Below are 22347 nucleotides of genomic sequence, written 5' to 3' on the forward strand. Positions count from 1 at the left end.
AAATTCCTATAACTGGAGGCATACAAGAAGTGAAGCGCACTGAGATCAAACGCCGCCCCTTAGCAGACACCACACTTGCAGGCCTGGAGCCGGAGAACGCTACGTATCGTGAGCAGGACGGGAATGGCCTGTACTTCCGGGTGAAACCTAACGGGCAAAAATCGTGGGAGCTACGCTACAAAAAGCCAGACGGGAAATGGTCGTGGCTGGGTCTCGGCGGCTACCCGGATATCAGTGGCTCATTGGCGAGACAGAAAGCAGCTCAACTGCGGGAAGACGCATCGACCGGCAAAAATCCATTGGTGAGCAAGCAAGCTCGCAAGGTTGCCGACCAGGTTGCTGCCAACAATACGTTTGAAGCGTTAGGCCGTGAGTGGTTTGAAGCCAGACGCACAAGCTGGGAAGCAGGTACGTCCCGACGAGTGCTGGGAGCACTGGAGCTTCATGTGTTCCCTGTCTTCGGCAAGCGCGTGTACACAGAAATATTGCCCCTGGAATGGATGGAGTTTCTACGCGGCATGGAGCAGAAGGGAATCATTGAACAAATGGGCCGAGTCCGTGCCTTTTGCAAAGAGATCTATGACCTGGCCCGCGTAACAGGACGAGCCGTCCACAACCCCGTTGAAGGTCTCAGCAAATTCCTGCAATCACGTAGCGCTGAAAACTACGCACACGTTTCGATTGAAGAACTGCCTGCACTACTTCGAGCGATCAACTCCTATCCTCACGCAAAGGACGTTCGTATAGGGCTTCGCTTGCTTTCCTTATTAGCATCGCGCCCGAGCGAGATCCGAGAAGCACGCTGGTCAGAAATCGACCTCTCCAAAAAGCTATGGACGATCCCAGCCGAGCGAATGAAACGTCGTCGCGAACATGTGGTGCCTCTCTCTCGACAGGCAATTGAAGCGCTCACAGAGTTACGAACACTGACAGGTGCGTACCATCTCCTATTTCCAGGCAGGAAAGACAGGACAATCCCGCGTAGCAACACCGTCTTTCTAATGGCGCTCCGCAGACTGGGATATGCCGGTCGGCAAACAGGCCACGGCTTTCGTCACATCGCCAGCACCATACTTAATGAGCAGGGCTTCGACGAGAATCACATTGAGGCCCAGCTCTCTCATGCAAAGGAGGGGATTGCCGGGGTCTACAACAAAGCGGTGTACCTGCCTCAGCGTAGAGTGATGATGCAGTGGTACGCAGATCATCTGGATGAGCTAGTAGAAGGCAACATCATTCAGGGACAGTTTGGAAAGGCGGGCTGAGTACGCCAAACGCGTCGACGGCGGCAAGGAATACACCGCACCAAACCCGACGCGTACCGACAAGCGCGCAGGCTCACTCAAGGTCAATTTGAGCAAAGGCACCTGGGCGGATTTTGCCACCGGCGACAAGGGCGGAGACCTGATCGATTTGGTGCGCTACATCGACGGCGGCACGGACGTTGAAGCCTGCAAAAAACTGGCGGATCTGCTCAACGTCTCCGCTGGTTCCGCGACCACCAAAAGCGCACCGGCCAAAAGCGCAACGCCGGAGTGGATCGCGATTCAACCGATCCCAGCCGAGGCCATGAACAAGTGTCCAACCAAACACCGGCAACACGGTGTTCCGTCCAAAGTGTGGATCTATCGCGATGCTCAGGGCCAGCCGGTCATGGCGCTGTATCGCTTCGACCTGAGTCCCGATGAAGACGGCAAGTGGAGAGCATTCGGCTCGACCTGGCGCCCTTTGAAGCGGCGCTGGAAAGTCCCGAGGTTATCCAGCAAGGGCGTCAACGGGCCGTGCAGGATGAAATCAACGATCACCAAAGACGCATCGACTCGCGAAGTCTTGAGATCCGCAACCTGAATCAAAGGATTCATCGCCTTGAGACGTTGGAAAACCGTGAGAGCTTGGCTGTGGGATATCTCAGCGATATGGCGAACTGGAAAGCCGACGAGGTGGAACTTAACGAAAAGCGCAGCAGCATCGAGACCCGGTTGCAGCAGGTCCGCCAAAGCGATCAGGAAGATATGGCAAAAGCTCGACAAGCTGAGACGGACGCAGCCACGGCCTATGCACAGGCCGTGGCGTGGGGCGATGTAGACGGCGAGAAAGCCGCTAACGCGGAAGCTCAAAAAGCAGCAAAAAGCCTCACGGCTGCCGTTGAGCATCATCGTCGTCAAAAACTGCTGATCACGGCTTTGGAACAAGAGCTGGTGACGATCGATATGCACATCACCGAAGCGCAAAAAGAACATGCCAAAATTGAAAAAGAAGCAGCACATCTGGCAAACATGGTGCTGGAAGAAAAGTGGAACGAGACCGCGAAAGCGCTGCTGGAAACAGGTGGTAAATTATGGGCAGCACGCAATCTGATTAGTCGTGACCCGGTTGCACTGATGAAGCTGGATATCCCTGAACAGGGAGAGCACTTTGGAAGCTGGACCTGGCGCGAACTCCTGAAACGCTCACACCAACACAGCCTGCTGGACCTGTTGGCAGGTTAACTCAAACCTTACCCGAAGCAGCCTGAGAAACCCAGGTTGTTCCGGGCCTACCATCGGTCTCACCATGAATACACCACCACAAAACAGCGCTGAGATGCCTGATTACCTAAAAGCCCGGAAGCTGCATTTGAACGGGATAATTACCCTTATGGGCGATATGAAGCTCAACGCAAGAGCAAACAAAGACGCAAAAGTCGAGATGCTCACGATTGATGCAATCGCGGCAGAGCTAGATTTTATTGACCTTCAACTCAAAAGAAAGGACCGCTAATGAAGAAGCGGAAGCTTAAGCAGCTTCCGCTTTGCTATATCCCCCAACTACAAAAAAGCTTCAGATCTTTTCGGTTTGTGGTCTATGACGCTCTGGTCTTATGACTGCTTACGGCAGAGAGTTTGTAAAAACGTCTTCGAGCACGACAGGTACTCAAACCGGACTGGAAATCGCGCATCTGCGCGGGATCCACGCATGCGAAAGTGCCGATAAATTTCAGATTTAACGTAGATGCGCTCACTTCAATTTCGACGAGTCGCTCTTATCGATAAGTGTTCAGCCTAATAAATAACCCCTCTTCCTTAATGGATGAAATGATATCCCTTCTATCTAAAGACTCTGCAAATCGTCTATTTCTTTCAGTCCCCTCCAGCTTGGGCCTTTTTTTACGCTGTGATAAATCCGAATAAGGATAATCTAAGCCTGATAATGCGCCAAGAATCTCTTCAGGCGGTAATACATCAACAAAGTTATAAAGAATATCTTTGCGTTTAGATTTTTCTTTGACATGGGCGAGACAATGGGAGATTAATGAGCGCTCAAATGCTCTTCCATTAAGATCTTCTCGTCCAAGTACTTGCCCGGCGCACTGAACGAGCGAGTCGTCAGCATTAAGTTCACCCACGCTCAGATTTTTTAGCAAGTAACACTTATGCTCTAGCGGAAGCGCCGACGCTAGGAGTAGCCCTTTAATTTCGAGGCTTAAAGGATACTGTTCTTCTTCACCTTTATAAACTTCGAAATTCTTGATGACTAGCGCCTTTCTGAGTGCTGTTGAAGCCTCAGTCATCGCAAAGGATTTCTCATTAAGGCGAACGACTAGCAAGTCAATTAAGACCAACAACCGCTCTTCAGGAAAGTCACTTGGAAAACTCGCATAATGAAAAGGAATACTCTTACAAAGGCACTGATAACTCGTATCGCTCAGCTCTAAACTAGAGATTATGAACCAGCTTAAATTTTTGGTTTGCTCGGTACCATCACCTAATTGTGGAATCTTCTTTTCAGAAAGCTGATGAAAAACGTTTTCACGATTAAGAACCTCATTGAGCCTATCTTTGTCGACCCCCTCAGTCGAGTAGAAGCATAGAATATTAATCCACGTCATAGCAACGCGCTCGTGATATACAAGATCACCCCACAGATAGGTGGGCAAACCATCGAAGGCCAAAAAAACATGGTCTTGCTGCAATATGAACTTAATTGCTAGGCTTTCCTCTACCTGTGGGTGATTGACCAAGTTAAGTATCGCCTGAGGGGACTCTTGCGTATTACCTTCTATTGCGCATGCGACATCACGCAAATAATCATTAATATCCCTATCAACATAGGCTTTTAAGTAGTCACTTCCGAAAGTACTAATAGCAGTGTAATTTGACTTTTCAGGATCAAAGATATTACTGCTTTCTTTATAATCAGTAGATCGTAAAAAAGCTCGAGCCAGTAAAAACCTGACATTACCTACAGACAGTCGATAAAGATCTTTTTGATGAACATATTCAAAAAGTTCAGTAAGGCTCAAAATATCACTGAGCTGCTCAATTTTCACTTCTAGCAAAGCAAGCACTTCGAACCCTTGTTCGAAAACCAAGCTCTCAGAAAATATTACTGCAGCTTGCGCAGAGATGTAGTCGGCTATCGCCGAGTCAGCATTCATTTGGCTAGAAATATAAGACGGATCGATGTAGGCAACGATTCGAGCGATGTGCTGTGTCGCAAGGGTCGTTTCAATAGATGCTATTCCGTAACTCGGCCAATATTTAGCTATGGCCTGAGTCAACGACGACGAATACTTGCCGATGAGCCAGTATGCCTCGAAGAATTGGCTAGTTTCCGGCAGGTGCTTCGACAAGTAGTTGATGGTTAACTGAATTCTTGGCGAGTCTGGAGCGACGTCAAGTTGGTAATCAAGAAGATTGACGTTTAAAGTGGTTCCTGAGCCAAAGTCTTCCTCACGGAGCTCTTCTACAACTTCTGATGGATTATCGATCATCAGTGTCGGATCAGGAGTCCTGAAGTCGCGGATTGCCAGGATGAAATCCCAGTCATTACGAGACATCCGACCTTCGTGAAAAATAGATATGTAGAGATGATACGTTTCATCAAGATATCCATTTCGAATTAAGTAGTTAAGAAGTCGGCTATCTATAATCTGATGCAGTTCTGTCAGATCATTTATTTGAAAACCTACCAAACGCAGAAGATGATGTAGCGGCTGTCGAGCCAGAGAAGATTTCTCATCTTTCAGTCTCTCGATTTTTAAGTTGATTTCGATCCTGTTTTTGACAGCCTTGTTGATGATATTTTTGTATCGTTCAACAAAGGTAATGCCAGGCGCGATAGCTTCTTCAAGCGCTCTAAACGACAGCGAAAGATGTATTTTTTGTTCGTTACTGTAGTAACCGCCCCTAGCCTTACCGTGTACGGCTAAATTCGTCTCGTTGAAAAGCTGTTCAAAATTATTCCACTCCAGTATCTGTTGTGCGTTAAAGATAGTATCCCCCGCGTACACACTAACAATGTCATATTCAGTGAAAGCGCTGCACAAGTGACCCCAAAAAATCTTAATCAGCTCTACGACATCTTTGCAATTTTCTTCTTCAGATTCTGCAATAAGATTCCTCAAAGATCCAAGTTCACTATCTATTTCTTTTGCCAACTGCACTAGGATGCATGTTCGCTGCTGGACGATTTCGAACAGTGCACCGCTTCCATGGTGTAGGTTTTCGAAATCTTTAGGATAAGCATTTTTGTAAATGATCGCCGCTAGAAGCTTACTGAAATTTAGTTTGCTCGCTCCAACCTTATTCTCATATATAAAAAATTCGTTGCTTATATTTTTAATTAGACGCACATCATCCAGATACAGCGCAACCTCCCCTATAAATCTTTCGCTTACATCCTCTTTGTAACCAGCCGCATGAATGCATTTTTTTAGAATTTCACGAGAGTTAGAGTTGTTAATTACCGGAATAATTGGGACTATAAAGTCGAAAAACTTGGCTCTATCCTTATTGAGAAAAATATCGTCTTTGATTGCATAAAAAAACTTCAGCGATTGCCTTCTCTTGGAAGAAAAAAACAAGAATGAGCGTCGCGGCCGATCATTTATTATTTTATTTATTTCCCTTAGTTTTATAAAAATTTCTGGGTTCCCGAATCGATCCAGATCTTCAAAAACCACCAAGTCATAACTATTCTCCTCGAAGAAATATATGATCTCATCAAGATGCTTGTTAAGTATAGAACTCTCAGGTACACCGTCCAGCTCCACCGCGCCACTTTGCAGAGTCAGCTTCTTTACCGATATCGAGTGCGAAGCTCTTAAAGCTTTTGAAATCAATCTTGCCAGGTAGAATAAAGTATAGACAACTGTAAAAACCCAAGGCCAAGCCAACGTGCCAGAGGAGAAAGCTTTTAATAACTCATCATGATTCTTGTACAGCAAACCGGTAGCCACTGCCCAGCCTACGAACAGGATGGCGTTGAGTTCAACCCAGCGAGGCCTGGAGATTCTTTTGAATCGTGAGTACGGTAGTGTTCCCGCCCCAGCACCGTAAAGCATTTGTTGGAGAATGCTGCGTTCGACCCTTACAGTTACGTCCTTTTCGGGATCTTGTTCTGGAGCATTCAAAGCGTTGGGGTCACTGAACGTCGCGAGGGAAATATTCAGAAAACGGTATGAAGAGTTCTTTTCGAAAGTTTTAATTACGCTGGTCTTACCTGATCCATAAGGACCGGTGATGGCAACATTTCGCACCGCTGGATTGCGCATGGCAAACCGAAGCGCCGCTTGGTAGAGACCATCTTGATCAGCGGCATCGATGGGGGCCAAATCAAAAAATTTGTTGCGAAGAGGTCGCTCAGTCTGAAATCGACTTGCAAGAATTTTAAAAATCGAGTTGCTTTTTAGCAGTGTAAGTAGCAATTTCAATTGCTTCATTTCTACCTTCCTTGACCTCTATTGAACTGTCTTTCGGATGCCACCCAGCCATCTAAGCAGGTTCCTTAACTGGCAGTATGCCTCCTCAGTGCCAGGTAGCAATGTGCTTTCGAGCAGCCAGTGTCTGATCGACGAGCTGATTGGCATTCTCAAGCGAAGTCTCATCCTCTCCTTAAACTCAATGGGCCATTTGATGCGAAGGTGCGAGTGGCTGCTTCTGACCAAAATCGGCCAAAAGCGGTTCCTTGCCGTTACCCTTCAGATCAGATTTAGCTACATGGAGATATAGGCGGCAGTCGCTGCCGATGCACGCCTATACTGTTCGGCTCGGTATCAGTATTCCTAACGTCGGAAGCGTATTCGCCGCTCCGGAATGACAACCTTAAACAGCATTGATGAATTGAGCGTATGAGATTCCATCCCGATGGCCCTTCGATCCCAGATATCCTCCTGGAGCGCTGTGATTCTGGCCGCGTCGTATTCCTATGCGGTGCCGGGGTTTCGTTTCCATCGGGTATGCCTACTTTCGTCGGGCTTACTCGTCACGTCATTGAATTTTTTGACCCACCTGCCGATTCAGAAATTATGACCGCGTTTCGGCCATGGCTGGACGGTCAATCTGCAGCGAATGTCCCACTCGACCAAATCTTCAACCTCCTCCACCTTGAATACGGTAAGGATGAAGTGAACGCTCTGGTCACAGAGCGGCTAAGTGCTCCCCTACAAAGCAAAGATGTTGGACGTGAGCACGATCTGATCAAGCGGATTTCTTCGAGTCAGAGCGGCGTGCCACAAATTGTCACGACGAACTTCGACCGATTATTCGAGGCAGGGCAAGTAGGAGGGCATCTGGCCTGGCATGTGCCGCCTGCTTTTCCTGATCTGAACTTCGGATCGAAGATAGAGGGCATCACATATCTTCACGGACGACTGGTGGAAGCAGCCTCTGAAACTCATCCCTACGTACTGAGCAGCGCGGACTTCGGACGTGCATACCTCTCAGAAGGATGGGCCACCAACTTCATCAGGCACCTCCTCGAACGACATACCGTTGTTCTAGTCGGCTATCAGGCGGAAGACCCTCCCGTTAAATATCTTCTTCAGGGCCTCAACCATGACGGCCAGTATGATCGGTCCCGACTCTATGCCTTTGACCGTGGGCTTCCTGAGGACATCGAAGCTAAGTGGCGTGACCGAGGAGTTACAGCCATAGCCTATTCCGATCACTCGCACCTATGGATGAGCATGGAAGCTTGGGCCGAACGAGCCGATGATCCGCGCAGCTGGCGTGCATCCATAATCGCTCAAAGTCAGCAGGATCCGAAGGTCCTTGCCCCTCATGAGCGTGGCCAAGTGGCTCATGTCCTTCGCACAGTACAGGGAGCGAGATTGTTCTCGGAAGCTGATCCGACACCGCATCCTGAATGGGTATGTGTGATGGATGCGTATGTCCGATCTGCCCAGCCAAGTCGCGGCTATGGCGGCGATGCAGAGAGCTTTAACCCTATAGTCGCTTACGGGCTTGATGACGATCTGTGCGATATTTCTGAGGATGATCGCAAGCAGGGTGTAAGCAACGACAATCTATTAGTCTGGCGAGACGAAGACGACAATCCACATGAGTTTCATCGGCTGGGTGGTCGACAAGCAGGAGGTTTCGAGGCGACGCCAATAAGGCTTGGCCACCTTATCACCTGGGTCAGCAAGACCATCGAAAGCCCTGTGCTGGCCTGGTGGACCATTCGTCAGAACGGTCTGCATCCGCGACTTCTACAGCAACTTGAGTGGCAAGTGGAGCATTCAAAGGCTCTCAACGAACGAGCTCGTCATATCTGGAACCTCATCCTCGAACACCATCGAGACCCTCGCAATCGTCAGTGGAATGGCGAATGGTTTGACTTAAAGAAGCGGATTAATGCGGAGGGATGGACGGCTAGTGTCCTAAGAGAATTCCGGAGGGTTGCGACTCCGCGATTGGAGATCAAGCGACCTTTTGGCTTGGGGCAGTCCAAGCCTCCGTTGGCATCTTGGGGGGACATTCATCTCGGCGATCTTGGTCAGTACGAAGTCATGTTCCTTGATAAGCACAACGAAAATTTAGACATCCCCGAAGACGTATTACCACAGGTATTTGGCATCCTGCAGGAGCAACTTACTGTCGCCTCAGGGCTATTGGGGGATATCGAGACCATGTACTTCCGTATACCCACCTGCTATCCGGAACGTGAGGTTGACGGAAAAAAGTACATCACGAAAGCTGCGGAGACCGTGGCTTGGTTTATTCAACTTTTCGACCAAATGGCTGCTAAATGGCCAGAACTGGCGAAGGCACATGCAACGACTTGGCCCACAACGGAGCGGTTCTTCTTCCGAAAGCTAAAACTCTACGCATATAGCAAAGTAAACGTCTTCGAGGCCGACTGGGTTGCCGAGCAAGTCTTGTTCTTAGATCAGCAGGCATTCTGGGACATTGATGTGGCCAGAGAGCTTCTTTTCTTACTGGTTGACCGATGGAAAGAGTTCTCTCAGGTGAGTCGGAATCAGGTCATCGACCGTATCTTGACGGGCCCCGATAAGCGTATTCAATGGTCTGACGAAGAGTTCCATGACCTGCGGGATGAGTTCACTGCAAGATACGCTCGATATCTCGAACTACAGGGTTGTGAGCTTACAACCATTCGTAGTGACCGGCTTGCCAAGATGATCGGAGGTATTCATGGTTGGAGCGACGCTTGGGCGACTTCGACGGTCACTGAGCACGGCTCCCACACCGGCTGGGTCGGTACGGACGAAAAACCAGATGCGGTCTTGGATCTTCCCGTAAACGAGGTAGTTTCCAAGGCAAAGGAAGAGCTGAAACGTGACTTTGGCAGCTTCATCGAGAAGCGACCCTTTACTGGCTTGGTGAAAGTCAATCCGCGAAAGGCATTGTCTGCGCTAACGATTGCAGGTAGGGCTGGCGACTACCCAGAAGCGCTCTGGTCGTCCATGATCAATGAGTTTCCTGCAGACACCACAACCAGGCTGAGACGAGTATTCCTGAACCGAGTAGCACGGCTCCCGCATATAATTATCGTCAAACTGAACCATACTTTGGGCCGATGGCTCCAACAGCACCTGGTGGCAATCCTTGAATTTGATGCTGATCTCGGCTGGGCGGTCTACGATCATATCGTCGAAGGCATCCTAAGCGGGGGAGCCGATGCAGCGAAGAGTGGTCTTGGTGAAACCCACCAAGGTGGAAAAATTATTGAGCGGTCCTTGCGTACATATGGCCATGCAATCAACGGCCCCGTCGGCATGTGTACCGAGGCCCTTTTCCACGCAGTGCCCAGAGAGAAGCAGGAGGCCGCCTGCTCACTAATTCCAGACCACATCAAGTCTCGTGTCGAGCGCCTCTTAGCTGTACCTGGTGTGGGCTCAGATCATGCGGTATCAATAGCAAGTAGGAGGCTGAACTGGCTCATGTTCGTAGATCCCTCCTGGACCACGGAACGACTTGTTCCCATGTTGGCGTTCGAACATCCAGCTTCGGAGCCAGCGTGGAACGGATTTCTTTATAGTGACCAAGTGCCTCGACGGGCGTTGCGAGAAATCATCAAACCGCTCCTGCTTCACCTATTTCCGTGGGTCGAAGGATTTTCATGGGATCGTGACCTCTCAAGAGGAGCCGCCGAATGGCTAGGCTACATGTGCGTATTTCACCCGAATGAGCCTGGCGGTCTTTCACAAGGCGAAATGCGTTCGGTCTTTCGAGCAATGTCTGATGACACTCGGAACCGGTTCATCTCCTGGCTGGGCCAGGTTGGACAGAAAAACGAGGGCGGTTGGGCCAAACACGTCATCCCTTTAATCAACAAGGACTGGCCAAGAGAACGCCGATATAGGACCTCATCATCGATGAGGGCCTGGATAGGCATGCTTGATGACACCGGCGATAGTTTCCCCGCGGTCTATGAAGCGGTAAAGAAATTTTTGGTGGCAGTGGAGACAAATGATCATCCGTTCTACCGGTTCACTCGAGAGTTAAACGATGAAAAACCGATTACCGTTCTATTCCCTGAAACAACGTTGGATTTGATGAACAGAGTGACACCCCAGATTCTCACACACCCTCCATACGAGTTGCCAAAGGTGCTAGCTCTGATCGCGGAAACCCAGCCTGATCTGAAATCGGATTCACGTTATTTACGCCTTGTCGATCTTGTTGAGCGAAGCTAAACCTTGGTCTCCCAATTCCAAAACTCAACGAGTATTTTTGACCGCAGCAACTCTGGTTGAATGTCCGCCTTTTGGCGGTTGCGGCCTTTCTAATCGAAGGGCTCTGGTCGAATGTCAGTCACCCGAATCATCATAAGCCGCTCCTCGTAGAGCACTATTGATGTAACACCTATTTGCCATGTAACACGTCTATCGGCAAGCGAAGAGCAGCCGTGTAACACTACACAAACACTTTAAAATCAATCAGTTAGCATGTCACGTAACACGCGTAACACCCGTAACACGGTTTATTAGTGTATCCCCGGAGCCCCATTAGTATTGCTCCTCCAGCGAAGGGAGATCGATCATGCTCTTGGCTTTGGTTAGTTAGCGAGGGTCCCTGCGCATGTCGGTTTAGCACGGGGTAGGAAACCCGCGTGATCGTGTCAGCGGAAAGGAGCCCAGCTTAGTGAACAGGTGAACCGGGTGAACTGCTGTTCACCAGTGCATTTGCCCTATGAATCGGAAAGCCGATGGGGACCCTGGGCATTTCCGATAGACACGGGGCATAGAACCCGCGCGTTCGTGTTAGCGGCTGGATTTTTTAAGTTGGTTGACAGGTTGACGTGGTTGACACCCATTACCGTGGTTGACGCTATGCAGGTGTTCACTATCAGCAACAGATACAGCCACCTTTACCGAAGCGGTAACGATGGCTCTTTTTCTTCAAGATCCTTTCAATTTCAACGATTGAAATTTCAGTAACTTCCAATGCCTCCCACTAACTCGATCCCGCGGGTTTCATGCCCCGTACTGGAAGAAAAACCTCAGGGTCCCCAGCGGCTTTTCAGCCCCGCCCAACTTTTGCACGGACGCAATGGCACCGCCGAACGAAACACCGACTAGTATCAGAACAAAGAACGTCATCAATCAGGGGTAGGGAAAGCGCTATGGATATGGTTCGTGTCAACTCGACGGCGATCACAGCGGTCGGCTATGACCCAGCTACAGGCAGGATGAAAATCACGTTCAAGCAAGGGCGTACTTACGACTACTGCCGCGTCCCACCTAACATCCATCAAGGCCTAATGGGTGCCGGCTCGAAAGGTACGTATTTCGATAGGATGATCAAGGACCGTTACCAGTGCTAGACCTGGGCATACAGACGTATTTCAAGCCAGATGCACACCCAGCACCGGGGGGCGTGTATGCCCCTGTGTATGCCTAACCGAGACACCACCACAAGCCCCCTTATAAACAGGGCATCTTACCGACCAGTTCAAACGACGCCGGGCACCATATAGCAGTCTCGTGCTGTCTCAGACACTCTACAAAACACCCCAAAAAGCCCGCCCCGTGCGGGCTTTCTTGTGTCTAACGGTTTACCGCTGTCTTCCCCCCCCACGAATCCCCCCAGATACACTCTGGCATCCAACCAGACCGCTGACATACGATACCCCCCTCACCCCCGGAGACTCACGGATGAGCACCACCACCCCCCAATTGCTCTCCCTGTCATTGCGCTCTTACTCCGGCCAGGTTGAGCTTCACCAGCATGACTTTCATCAAGTCGTGCTCCCCCAATCCGGGTCGATGGAGATTGAGGTCGACGGACGAGGTGGCAAGGTCGATGCGAGTCAGGGGGTGGTGATTTCTGCCGGGGCCCGGCATACGTTTCTGGCCAACCCCCATAACCGTTTCCTGGTGCTGGACGTTTCGACCGACGGTGGCGAAGCGCAGCAGGGCACGATTGCGTCATTTGAGCCACTCAACGACAAGCGCTTTTTTGCGGTCAGGCCCGATATACGGCATTTGCTCGATTACGCCAGCTGCAACGGGCCACGGTTGGTCGGCTCGCTCGCGATGGCCGAGTCCTGGAGTCGGTTGCTGTTGTGTTCGTTATTGCAGCCCGAGGTTGCGCGGAGTGATCCCGGCCAGTTCATTCTTGCTCGCGCGTTGGCCTACATTGAGCAGCACTTGGGCAGCGCCCTGACGGTGCATGATATTGCGCGTTATGCGGGCACGAGTGAGCGGCGTTTGTATGTGCTGTTTGGGCAGCACCTGAACACGACGCCGTTCTCGCATATCGCGAACTTGCGCCTGAATCTGGCCATTGACCTGCTGCGCCAAACGTCTTTGTCGATCATTGATATTGCGCATCGCGCCGGGTACGCCGACCAGAGTGCGTTAACCCATGCCCTGAAGAAAGCCCGCCATCTGACGCCGGCCGTGGTGCGTAAACAAGGGCCCCTCCCCTGAAAAAACAGCAGTCCCGAACAATTCTTTGGCGGGCCTGATCAATACTCGCTCTCTCGACCTTTCTATTGTTCGCGCTTGAGGATTATCCGCAGACGGGGCTTGCATGAGCACTTCCAACCCATCCATCACCCTTGCCAAGGGCGCCGCCAGTGCGACGCTGATCGGGGTGATTGCCGTGTTTTTGTGGGCGTGCCTGGCGCTTCTGACCACCTTGACCGCCGGGATCCCGGCCTTTCAGTTGCTGGCGTCGAGCTTCGCGGTCGCGTTCGTGGCCAGCCTGTGCGTGCTGGGGCGGCGTGGCGCAGCAGGGTTCAGCAGTTGGCGCCAGCCCTGGTCTGTGTGGGCGACGGGATTTGCCGGCATCTTTGTCTATCACGCGTTGTATTTCTTTGCCCTGAAGGCCGCGCCTGCGGCTGAAGCCAGCCTGATTGCCTACCTGTGGCCGCTGCTGATCGTGCTGCTGTCGAGCTTTGCCACCGGCGAGTCGCTGCGCAAGCGCCAGCTGTTGGGCGCCTTGCTCGGCCTGGCGGGGACGGCCTTCATCATGCAGCTGCGGGCCCGGAGTGACGGTGCGTCGATGCCGGTTATCGGTTACGCCGCAGCCTTTGCGTGTGCCTGGGTCTGGGCGATTTATTCGGTGTTCAACCGGCGGTTCAGCCATGTTCCGAGCAGCATCATCGGGGGAATCTGCGGGCTGGTGGCAGTGGCCGGGGGGCTCTGCCACTTGGCTTTCGAAACCACGGTGCGGCCTGAGCCGGGCCAGTGGGCGGCGATCATTGCCCTGGGGCTGGGCCCGGTAGGCCTGGCTTTTTTCGCCTGGGACCACGCGACCAAGCACGGAAACCTATCGATGCTGGGCGCCCTGTCTTACCTGGCGCCGCTGTTCTCCACGCTGCTGCTGATTGCCGTGGGGCAAAGCGAGGCCAAGCCGATCCTGATGATCCCCGCGGTGTTGATCATTACGGGGGCGGTCATCGCCACTTCACGCTCACGCACGTCCTCACGGTGATCTCGACGGGCCGAGCTTTTCAGTCGAGCCCACACGCGCCCCACTCCCCTTCTCTGCTTGCTTGGGGAGTCAGGAGTGGGGCAAAGACTGCGGCGTTGAGCGTGCGCGTCAGACCCTGGCAGGCGACACAATGATCTTCACATTGTGTTCCTTGTTTTTAACCAGCTCCTCAAAGCCCTGCCCCACGATTTCCTCCAGCTGAATGCGCCCCGTCACCAGTGGCGAGATGTCCAGCCGCCCATCCGCGATAAAAGCGATCACGTCGGCGAACTCACCGTTATAGGCCAGCGCACCGAGTACCTGTTTCTCCGTGGCAACCAACTCGAAGAAGTTGAATTCACTGGGCTCTTCGAAGATGCCCACCAATACGCACTTGCCGGCCTTGCGGATCAGGTCGATGGCGAGTTTGGCGGTGTGTTTGTTGCCGATGCATTCGAAACTGACATCCGCGCCGAGCCCGCCGGTGAGGCGGCGTACTTCGGCCAGGGCATCGCATTCGTTGGGGTCGAGCACATGGGTCGCCCCCACTTCCCTGGCCTTGGCCTTGCGCGCGCCGGACATTTCCAGCGCGATCACCTGCGCCGCGCCCGCCGCCTTGGCGCACATGATGGTGCACAGGCCGATGGTGCCGGCACCGACCACCACGACGTTTTGCCCGAGCAGGCTTCCGGCTTTTTTCACCGCGTGCATGCCGACGGCCAGAGGCTCGATCAGTGCACCGGCTTCAGCGGGGAAGTTCGCCGGTAGCTTGTACAGCAGGTTGGCGGGCACGTTGACGAGTTCGGCGAAGGCACCGTTGTTCATCAGGCCGGTGAAGGCCAGGTTCTCGCAAATGTTGTAGAGCCCGTGGGTGCAGTAGTAGCACGTGCCGCAGTGTTGGCAGGCGTCGGCCGCCACCGGCTCGCCGACGCTGAAACCCTCCACGCCGGCACCGAGTTCGACGATCTCGCCACAAAACTCATGACCGAGAATGCACTGGCCCTTTATCCCGGTCAGCGGGTGCGGGGCGTCGACCGGAATGAACACCGGGCCGGCCACGTACTCATGCAGATCGGAGCCGCAAATGCCGCACCATTGCACGCGGATCTGCACCCAACCGGCAGGCGGCGAGACGGGCAGCGGCACGTCTTCGACGCGGATGTCGTTACGACCGTGCCAGACAGCGGCACGCATGCTGCGTTGCGAGTTGCTCGAAAGGTTCATAGCGAAGTCTCCTTGAAACGGTTGGCACTGGCGCGCCGGGTGGGTTGCAAGGGGCCAGAGCAAGGCCGGTGCCAGTTGCGCAAAAACGTCTGGACGCCCCTCTCCTAGAGCCACCGAATGCAAACCCAAGGGTGGCCGGCATCGAGGTCAAACGAGACGCGCCATGCCAGATCGCGCACGGTAGCGACGAGACCGTGAGACGTTGCGTCTCAGCGCAAGCCCTAATGTCAGTCAGTTAAGAAGTAGAAAGGGTAAACAGTAACCTGTGGCGAGCGGGCTTGCCCCGCGTTGGGGTGCGAAGCGCCCCTGATGAAGACGAATGCGGTGTATCAGGCACTCCTCTGCGCCTGGTCTTGGGGCTGCTGCGCAACCCAACGCGGGGCAAGCCCGCTCGCCACAGGTTGGTATGAGTGCAAGCGCCCTGTATGACGTTTTGTCAGCCGATCTGTATCTAACGCGCGCCTTTCTCCCGCCCTACCATCAGGCGCATTCAACCTGCGCAACGAAGCGCTCAACCTACAGGAGTTAACCCATGCCCGAACTGTCGAGCCTGCTGGCGTATGGTCTGATTTCGCTTGGGATGGTGCTGACGCCCGGCCCGAACATGATCTACCTGATTTCGCGGTCGATCTGCCAGGGGCCGCTGGCCGGGTTGATTTCCCTGGGCGGCGTGGCACTGGGTTTCGTCGTGTATATGCTGTGCGCGGCGCTGGGTATTACCGCGTTGCTGATGGCGGTGCCGTATGCGTATGACGCGCTCAGGCTCGGCGGTGCGCTCTACCTGTTGTACCTGGCCTGGCAAGCGGTCAAGCCCGGCGGGCGCTCGGCGTTTCATGTGCGCGACTTGCCCAGGGACGGTCCCCGCAAGCTGTTCATGATGGGTTTTGTGACCAACCTGTTGAACCCGAAAGTGGCGGTGATGTACCTGTCATTGCTGCCCCAATTCATCACCCCCACCGGCCACGGCAGCGTGCTGACGCAATCCATCGTGCTGGGCTTTACCCAAATCATGATCAGTGTGAGCGTCAATGCGGTGATCGCCATCATGGCCGGTTCCATCGCGACGTTTCTGGCGGCCAAGCCGGTATGGCAGCTGGTACAGCGCTGGCTGATGGGGACGGTGCTGGCAGGTCTGGCGGTGCGCATGGCTTTTGATGCGCGGCGTTGAACGCGGGGCCACCGGTAACCTGTGGCCCGTTCTGTCTTTTGTGGTCAATGCTTGCGCAACGCCTCCAGCCGCGCCGGCAGGTCTTCTTCGGGGAAACGCGCGTGCAACGCCAGCAGTTTTTCATCCGCGGCTTTGCTTTGACCCGCTTCACGCAAGCGCACTATCGCCTGTAACTCTTGCTCCAGCGACGGCAACGCTGACGGCGCGCGCTTGCTGAGTCTGGCGCTCGATTCATCAGCCATCGCACCTGCAATTTCAGCCTGAACCGGTGCACTTTCAGCCTTGGGCGCGGTGGCGATGCGCGCCATCGGCGCCGGTGCGGACAACGCTTGCGGCGCCGGGCGGGCGGCTTCCTCGTGCATAGCGGAGAAGGTCGCGGTGGAGATTTCGGGTTGCGGCACTGGCGAGCGCGTGACCACGCCGATCATCAGCGCCAAGCCGGCCACGGTGGCGAATGCCATTTGCCAGCGCGGACGTTGGCAGGCTTGCAGCCAGCGTTGCCACAGGCTCGGTGGCGGCGCCGGGGCTTCACGGCGGGCGGCGTTGAGGATGAAGGCATCGAGGGACGCGGGCGGCTCGCCGGTGCTGTGTTGACGGTAATGCTGGATCAGCACGTCGTCGGAGTCGGGAGTGTGTCGGGAGTCGGTCATGCGAGTATCTCCTCGGCCAGCAGGCGGCGCAGTTTCTGCTGGGCGTAACGCAGGCGGCTTTTTACGGTTTCCAGCGGGGCGCCGGTGAGGGCCGCGATTTGCGGCACTTCGAGGTCGCCGTGCAGGCGCAGCAGGAAGACTTCGCGCTGGTCTTCGGGCAAGTCTTGCAGGGCGGCGTCGAGGCGCGCCTGGTCGCGGCTCAGGCTCAGTTGTTGCTCAGGGCCGGCGCGGTCGTCGGCCTGGGCGTGCAGTTGCTCATCGTAGCTGTCGTGCAGCGGGTTGTGGATGCCGTGCTTGCGCCAATGGTCGATCAGGCGGTTGCGAGCAATCTGGAACAGCCATGTACGAAAGCTCGCCCGGCCCTGTGGCTGGGTGTTGCTGCGGATCAGGCTGAGCCAGGTCTCCTGGTAGATTTCCTCGGCCAGTTCAGCCTTGTTGCTCAGGGACACGAGGAAGCGGTAGAGGCCTTGGCGATGCCGCGCGTACAAGGCTTCGAACGCGGCGGCGTCACCGGTTCGGTAACGGGCCAGCAGCGATTCGTCGCTGGGTGGGTCATCTGGAACAGCCATGTAGGGGGCGAACTCCTTTTATAAATTTAACGCTGTTCATGTGTGGGAGGGGGCTTGCTCCCGATGGCGGTGTATCAGTAACAGATGTATTGACTGGCCCACTGCCATCGGGGGCAAGCCCCCTCCCACATTTGATCCGTGTCGTGGTCGAGATCAGGGTTTCAGGCTTTGGGCCAGTTCCACCAGTTGCACGAACTCGTTGCGCAGGCCGAACGGGTCATCGCCCCTGGCCGAGCGGGCCAGTGCGGCGGTGTCCTTCAAACTCATGCTGCCAGTGTAGCGGCCATCGCCCTTGAGCTGTTGGGCGAAGGCGGCCACCGCCGCCGAGAAGCGCAGGTCGTCGCTGGCCTGGGTGACTTCCTTGCTGATGGGCCGTTCGATCAAGCGGCTATCACCGCCCGTGGCAGGCTTGTAGCGCACACGTAACATCGCCAGCTCATTGGCACCGCCTTCAGCGGCGGGCACGCGGGTGTAGCGCAATGGTTCCAACCAGCCCTTCTCGCCCTTCGGCACAATTTCATACAGCGCGGTCACGGTATGCCCTGCGCCGATCTCACCGGCATCGACTTTGTCGTTGTTGAAATCCTCACGCTTGAGGGCGCGATTTTCATAGCCCAGCAGTCGATACTCGCTGACCTGTGCCGGATTGAATTCCACCTGCAACTTCACATCCCGCGCGACCACTGCCAGGGTTGAACTGAGCTGATCCACCAGCACCTTGCGGGCTTCGCGCAGGTTGTCGATATAGGCGTAATTGCCATCGCCGGCATCGGCCAGTTGTTCCATCAGGTGTTCGTTGTAGTTATCCACACCGAAGCCGAGGGTGGTCAGGGACACGCCGCTTTTACGCTGCCGGGCGGCCATTTGCTTGAGGCTGTCGAAGTCGCTGACGCCCACATTGAAGTCACCGTCGGTGGCCAGCAGGATGCGGTTGATGCCCTTGTCGATAAAGCCTTCGCGGGCCATCTGGTAGGCCAGTTCGATGCCGGATGCGCCTGCCGTGGACCCGCCGGCGGTGAGTTGATCAATGGCATTGCGGATCTTGGCCTTGTCGCGACCCGACGTAGGCTTGAGCACCACGCGGGACTCACCGGCATACACCACCAACGCAACCCGGTCCTGATCACGCAACTGGTCCACCAGCAATTTCAGGGTGCTTTGCACCAACGGCAAGCCTTCGCGGCGATCCATGGAGCCGGACACGTCCACCAGGAACACCAGGTTGGCCGGCGCCAGGTCCGCCACGGCGCGGTCGGACGCCTTGATGCCGATGCGCAGCAGTTGGGTGTGCGGGTTCCACTGTGTGGCGGCGACTTCGGTGGTCACGCCAAACGGTGAGCCGTCGGTGGGCAAGGCGTAGTGGTAGGGGAAGTAGTTGACCATTTCCTCCAGTCGCACAGCACCCTCGGGCGGCAGGCTGCCTTGGTTGAGGAAGCGTCTGACGTTGGCGTAGCTGCCCGTGTCGACATCCACACTGAAGGTGGACACCGGCGTTTCGGCCACCCGATGTACCGGGTTGTCCGGCAGGTTCGCGTATTGCTCGCGGGGTTCGCTGCGGTAGTCCATCGCCGCTGATTCCTGCATGCGCATTGGCGCGGGCATTGCCATGCGTTTGACCAAGGCGCCCTGGGGTGACGCGCGTTGCAACTCGGCGACGGGCTCGGCCGGTTTGGCCAACTCGGGGGACGAAGACAGCCCGCAACCGGCCAGCGCCACCACCATGGTGACGGCAAAGCCTTGGGCGGCAGGACGCAGGAAAAGCAGGGGACGGGACATGGGCTGAACCTCGTGAATGAATGATCCGTTCACAAGGTCAGACGCAGGGTGCGGGATGTTCGGGTTAACCCTGATTCAAATAACACGGACATTCAAATGTGGGAGGGGGCTTGCCCCCGATGGCGGTGGGTCAGTCAAACATGTACTGACTGATCTACCGCTATCGGGGGCAAGCCCCCTCCCACATTTGGACCGTGGTGTTCTCAGAACCCGGATATCAATCCGTGCCGTACTTCGGGTTACGCGGGCCGTACAGGATCCCCGCGCGTTGGCCCGGCGACAGCAGGCGTGCACTGGTGATGCCGGCAATCGGGTGCGCCGCATCGGTGGAGCTGTTGATCACTTGCTTGACCGCCGCCGTGATCAGCATGCCGATCAGGCCGCCGCTGTTGTTGTTACCTTCCTCGCTGGAGGCACGCGCCGAACCGGTCCACAGGGTGGTGCCGGTGCGCAGGTCCACCAGTTTGGCCGAGGCCGTCACTGCGGTGTCGCTGGAGATCAGCATGTACTTGGTGCCGTACTCGCTGACGGTGATGTACAGCGCCGCGTCCGCGCCGAAGATGTCATGCAGCTTGGCCGGTGGCACGCCCTGGATATCGTTGGCGGTGGTCAGGCCGTTCTGGCGGAAGGTTTCGTCCACCAGGGCAATCGGCAGCACGTAGTAGCCGGCTTCGGCCAGCGGGTAGGTCACTTGCGAGACCAGGCTGTACGAGGCCTGCACTTCCGGCGACTCGTTGATCGGCGGCAGTACCAGGATCGACTTGGGCCGCGCCTGCTTGTACGCCGTGTAATCAATGGTCTTGGGGGCTGCGCAACCGCCGAGCAAAGCCAGGGCCAGCAAGGCGCCGGTGAGTTTTAACAGGCTCATTTAGTGGCCACTCCGGTCTTGGCGTTTTTCAGCAGGAAGTCCATGTACGAAGCAGACTCGGGAAACAGCGCCTTCTCGGTGCGGAATTCCTGCACCATCTGGTCGTCCTTGCCCATGCTCAGGTACAGCATGCCCAGGTGCGCGTGGTAGCCCGGCGGCGCCTTGCGGCCGCTGGCGTTGATCTTTTGCAGATCACGCTCCAGCGCCTCGACCTGCGCTTCCTTGGGCTCGCCCTTGAAGTACTCGTAAACCTGCGGCTGGTAGCTTTCCCATTGATACAGGGGCTGAGGCGCCGTCTGGCACCCGGCGACCGCCGCGATTGCTGTCAGCATCAGCGCCGACTTCACTGCCTTGCTCATCCGTGTACTGCTCCTTGAGAGGTTGCTGATCAGTTGCGCGGGTTCCAGGCGCCGGCGTTGATGCCGTCGACCAAGCGGTTAATGGCTTCGCGCATGGCCAGGTCCAGGACCTTGCCATTGAGGGTGGAGTCGTAGCTGGCGGTGCCGCCGAAGCCGACCACTTCACGGTTGGACAGCGCGTATTCACCGGCACCCTGGGTGGAATACACCACTTCGGAGGTGCTGATGTTGACGATGTTCAGTGCGACTTTGGCGTAGGCCACCTGGGTTTTGCCACGGCCGAGGATGCCGAACAACTGGCGGTCGCCGGTCTCTTTGCGACCGAACTCGGTCACGTCGCCGGTCACCACGTAGTCAGCGCCCTTGAGCTTCTGCGCGGTGCCTTTGATCGCGGCTTCCTGGGAGATTTCACCCATGTTGTCGCGGTCCAGCACGCTGAAGCGGTTGGTCTGCTGCAGGTGGGTGATCAAGATGGTCTTGGCCTGGCCACCGAGGCGGTCGACGCCGTCGGAGAAGATGCCGCGCATGTAGCTGGAGCGGTTGTCGAACTTGCCCACGGCGATGGGCACACGCACGCCGGAATAGGCGACGTTGGCGCTGGCGACTTGTTCCACCGGCATGGCGCGGTTGCTCTCCGTGGCGCAACCGGCCACGGTCAACAGCGCTGCGGCGGTGAGGCCCGACAGCAGGATTTTGGACAGTGTGTTCACGTAGTGCTCCTGGGGGTGATAAATCGGTAGTGGGCAACGTTAGCGAGACGGGATATCGCGCAGATCATCGACGATGTCGCGGCTCAACACGCCGGTATAAAAACGCTCGACGCTCGAGTTACCGGAGTTGGTGATGATGCCGCCCATGGTCTTCCATTTTTGCGCTTCACCCATCACACCGGCAGGCACGAGGTTGTTACGCGTCTTGGCAAAATGCAGGACCTCGCCAGCCCCCTTCCTGACCTTGACCCGATAACTGAAATCGACAGCGGCCAGAATGGTGTTGTCATCAACGATCAACGTCGAGAGGCCGCCTTTGGAGTCCGGGATATGGCGCGTATAGACGATGCTGACATCCAGCAGGTAATCGGCCTTTTCCTTGCTGGTCGCATAGCGCTTGGCGCTGAGCAGGCGGTCGACCAGATCGACACCGAGTTGCTGGCGAACCTTGTCATCCGGCAAGAAACGCTCGTTCTTGCCCACCACCTCAACATCAAACGTGTCGAGCCAGTAAGTGGCTGTCTTGGGAATGGTGACCGGCGCCGGCGAGATGTAGTACTCCGGCTTGGAGGCGCAGCCCGCCAGTAGGCAGACGCAGAGGAATACGGCAAACGCGCGCATGTCTGAATTCATCCCTGAAAAGTATCGTGCTTTAAACAATCGCGGCATTTTACGGGGTTGAGGGCGCTTCTCAAGGTGTTTCGTCGGATGCCGTGCGGTGGCGCACATTCCCTCAAGTTATGGGCGAGCAGGACGTCACGCTCAAATTCAACATGACCGCCCTCCAGGGCCATCGCGCGCTGCACCCGGCGTACGTGCCTGGTGCAGATCGTGGGCATCCCGTTCCAGAGCGATACACGGGAAGTGGTCGAG

17 protein-coding genes and 1 pseudogene are annotated in these 22347 nt (G+C 55.3%); 9 read left to right on the forward strand and 9 right to left on the reverse strand.

The annotated features are described in order from the left end of the window. The first annotated feature begins 29 nt into the window (after nt 1-29). The 4 genes and pseudogenes from HDC32_RS23430 (at nt 30) to HDC32_RS23445 (ending at nt 2760) form a co-directional block, all read left to right on the forward strand. Nucleotides 30-1265 carry a tyrosine-type recombinase/integrase gene (locus HDC32_RS23430; protein ID WP_184745641.1) on the forward strand — a complete coding sequence of 412 codons (1236 nt, stop codon included), beginning with the start codon at nt 30-32 and terminating at the stop codon, nt 1263-1265. Between the two features lie 7 nt (nt 1266-1272). Next, nucleotides 1273-1704, forward strand: a pseudogene (locus HDC32_RS23435) (DNA/RNA helicase, superfamily II protein); the annotation flags it as partial. Continuing rightward, the gene (locus HDC32_RS23440) at nt 1698-2489 is read left to right on the forward strand and encodes a chromosome segregation protein SMC (RefSeq protein ID WP_184745643.1); all 792 of its coding nucleotides are present in this window, start codon (nt 1698-1700) and stop codon (nt 2487-2489) included. The pseudogene HDC32_RS23435 and the gene HDC32_RS23440, both read left to right, overlap by 7 nt. A gap of 64 nt (nt 2490-2553) precedes the next feature. Next, nucleotides 2554-2760, forward strand: coding sequence for a hypothetical protein (locus HDC32_RS23445; RefSeq protein WP_184745728.1), 207 nt, complete (start codon nt 2554-2556; stop codon nt 2758-2760). Nucleotides 2761-3022: 262 nt separating this feature from the next. On the opposite strand, the gene HDC32_RS23450 is transcribed toward HDC32_RS23445, so the two are convergent. Beyond that, nucleotides 3023-6703, reverse strand: coding sequence for a hypothetical protein (locus HDC32_RS23450; RefSeq protein WP_184745645.1), 3681 nt, complete (start codon nt 6701-6703; stop codon nt 3023-3025). A 408-nt stretch (nt 6704-7111) separates the two neighbouring features. On the opposite strand from HDC32_RS23450, the gene HDC32_RS23455 reads away from it, so the two are divergent. The 4 genes from HDC32_RS23455 to HDC32_RS23470 all read left to right on the forward strand — a co-directional run bounded on the left by HDC32_RS23455 (nt 7112) and on the right by HDC32_RS23470 (nt 14171). Then, nucleotides 7112-10924, forward strand: a complete 3813-nt coding sequence (locus tag HDC32_RS23455) for an SIR2 family protein (RefSeq protein ID WP_184745647.1) — start codon at nt 7112-7114, stop codon at nt 10922-10924. 935 nt (nt 10925-11859) lie between these two features. Further along, nucleotides 11860-12054 (forward strand): KTSC domain-containing protein, encoded by a 195-nt coding sequence (locus HDC32_RS23460; RefSeq protein ID WP_256335403.1) that lies wholly within the window; start codon nt 11860-11862, stop codon nt 12052-12054. 331 nt (nt 12055-12385) lie between these two features. Further along, nucleotides 12386-13162, forward strand: a complete 777-nt coding sequence (locus HDC32_RS23465; protein WP_184745649.1) for an AraC family transcriptional regulator — start codon at nt 12386-12388, stop codon at nt 13160-13162. 103 nt (nt 13163-13265) lie between these two features. Next, the gene (locus HDC32_RS23470) at nt 13266-14171 is read left to right on the forward strand and encodes a DMT family transporter (RefSeq protein ID WP_184745650.1); all 906 of its coding nucleotides are present in this window, start codon (nt 13266-13268) and stop codon (nt 14169-14171) included. A gap of 108 nt (nt 14172-14279) precedes the next feature. Here the strand turns inward: HDC32_RS23470 and HDC32_RS23475 are convergent, their stop codons facing one another. Then, the gene (locus HDC32_RS23475; RefSeq protein WP_237683137.1) at nt 14280-15344 is read right to left on the reverse strand and encodes a 2,3-butanediol dehydrogenase; all 1065 of its coding nucleotides are present in this window, start codon (nt 15342-15344) and stop codon (nt 14280-14282) included. Between the two features lie 562 nt (nt 15345-15906). On the opposite strand from HDC32_RS23475, the gene HDC32_RS23480 reads away from it, so the two are divergent. Further along, on the forward strand, nt 15907-16542 hold the full coding sequence (locus HDC32_RS23480) for a LysE family translocator (protein ID WP_053135452.1): 636 nt from the start codon (nt 15907-15909) through the stop codon (nt 16540-16542). Between the two features lie 44 nt (nt 16543-16586). Here HDC32_RS23480 and HDC32_RS23485 read toward each other — a convergent pair whose 3' ends face one another. The 7 genes from HDC32_RS23485 to HDC32_RS23515 all read right to left on the reverse strand — a co-directional run bounded on the left by HDC32_RS23485 (nt 16587) and on the right by HDC32_RS23515 (nt 22095). After that, a complete protein-coding gene (locus HDC32_RS23485; protein ID WP_184745654.1) occupies nt 16587-17192 on the reverse strand; it encodes a hypothetical protein in 606 nt (201 codons plus the stop codon). After that, nucleotides 17189-17761, reverse strand: a complete 573-nt coding sequence (locus tag HDC32_RS23490; RefSeq protein WP_184745656.1) for an RNA polymerase sigma factor — start codon at nt 17759-17761, stop codon at nt 17189-17191. Before HDC32_RS23490 ends, HDC32_RS23485 begins: the two co-directional genes overlap by 4 nt. 153 nt (nt 17762-17914) lie before the next feature. Continuing rightward, nucleotides 17915-19537: a VWA domain-containing protein gene (locus HDC32_RS23495; RefSeq protein WP_184745658.1), complete on the reverse strand. Its 1623-nt coding sequence runs from the start codon at nt 19535-19537 to the stop codon at nt 17915-17917. Between the two features lie 217 nt (nt 19538-19754). Continuing rightward, the gene (locus HDC32_RS23500) at nt 19755-20405 is read right to left on the reverse strand and encodes a DUF799 domain-containing protein (protein WP_131697032.1); all 651 of its coding nucleotides are present in this window, start codon (nt 20403-20405) and stop codon (nt 19755-19757) included. Continuing rightward, a complete protein-coding gene (locus HDC32_RS23505; RefSeq protein ID WP_131697033.1) occupies nt 20402-20764 on the reverse strand; it encodes a DUF4810 domain-containing protein in 363 nt (120 codons plus the stop codon). Before HDC32_RS23505 ends, HDC32_RS23500 begins: the two co-directional genes overlap by 4 nt. A 29-nt stretch (nt 20765-20793) precedes the next feature. Beyond that, nucleotides 20794-21474, reverse strand: coding sequence for a CsgG/HfaB family protein (locus HDC32_RS23510; protein ID WP_027608087.1), 681 nt, complete (start codon nt 21472-21474; stop codon nt 20794-20796). A 39-nt stretch (nt 21475-21513) separates the two neighbouring features. Then, on the reverse strand, nt 21514-22095 hold the full coding sequence (locus HDC32_RS23515) for a hypothetical protein (protein ID WP_184745660.1): 582 nt from the start codon (nt 22093-22095) through the stop codon (nt 21514-21516). Nucleotides 22096-22347: the final 252 nt, after the last annotated feature.

It is taken from the genome of Pseudomonas sp. JAI120 (genome assembly GCF_014207255.1).
GTDB lineage: Bacteria > Pseudomonadota > Gammaproteobacteria > Pseudomonadales > Pseudomonadaceae > Aquipseudomonas.

Coding starts and splice junctions, on each gene's coding strand:
- HDC32_RS23445 (WP_184745728.1), top strand. CDS start 2,554: ATGAATACACCACCACAAAACAGCGCTGAGATGCCTGATTACCTAAAA.
- HDC32_RS23450 (WP_184745645.1), bottom strand. CDS start 6,703: ATGAAGCAATTGAAATTGCTACTTACACTGCTAAAAAGCAACTCGATT.
- HDC32_RS23455 (WP_184745647.1), top strand. CDS start 7,112: ATGAGATTCCATCCCGATGGCCCTTCGATCCCAGATATCCTCCTGGAG.
- HDC32_RS23460 (WP_256335403.1), top strand. CDS start 11,860: ATGGTTCGTGTCAACTCGACGGCGATCACAGCGGTCGGCTATGACCCA.
- HDC32_RS23465 (WP_184745649.1), top strand. CDS start 12,386: ATGAGCACCACCACCCCCCAATTGCTCTCCCTGTCATTGCGCTCTTAC.
- HDC32_RS23470 (WP_184745650.1), top strand. CDS start 13,266: ATGAGCACTTCCAACCCATCCATCACCCTTGCCAAGGGCGCCGCCAGT.
- HDC32_RS23475 (WP_237683137.1), bottom strand. CDS start 15,344: ATGCGTGCCGCTGTCTGGCACGGTCGTAACGACATCCGCGTCGAAGAC.
- HDC32_RS23480 (WP_053135452.1), top strand. CDS start 15,907: ATGCCCGAACTGTCGAGCCTGCTGGCGTATGGTCTGATTTCGCTTGGG.
- HDC32_RS23485 (WP_184745654.1), bottom strand. CDS start 17,192: ATGACCGACTCCCGACACACTCCCGACTCCGACGACGTGCTGATCCAG.
- HDC32_RS23490 (WP_184745656.1), bottom strand. CDS start 17,761: ATGGCTGTTCCAGATGACCCACCCAGCGACGAATCGCTGCTGGCCCGT.
- HDC32_RS23495 (WP_184745658.1), bottom strand. CDS start 19,537: ATGTCCCGTCCCCTGCTTTTCCTGCGTCCTGCCGCCCAAGGCTTTGCC.
- HDC32_RS23500 (WP_131697032.1), bottom strand. CDS start 20,405: ATGAGCCTGTTAAAACTCACCGGCGCCTTGCTGGCCCTGGCTTTGCTC.
- HDC32_RS23505 (WP_131697033.1), bottom strand. CDS start 20,764: ATGAGCAAGGCAGTGAAGTCGGCGCTGATGCTGACAGCAATCGCGGCG.
- HDC32_RS23515 (WP_184745660.1), bottom strand. CDS start 22,095: ATGCGCGCGTTTGCCGTATTCCTCTGCGTCTGCCTACTGGCGGGCTGC.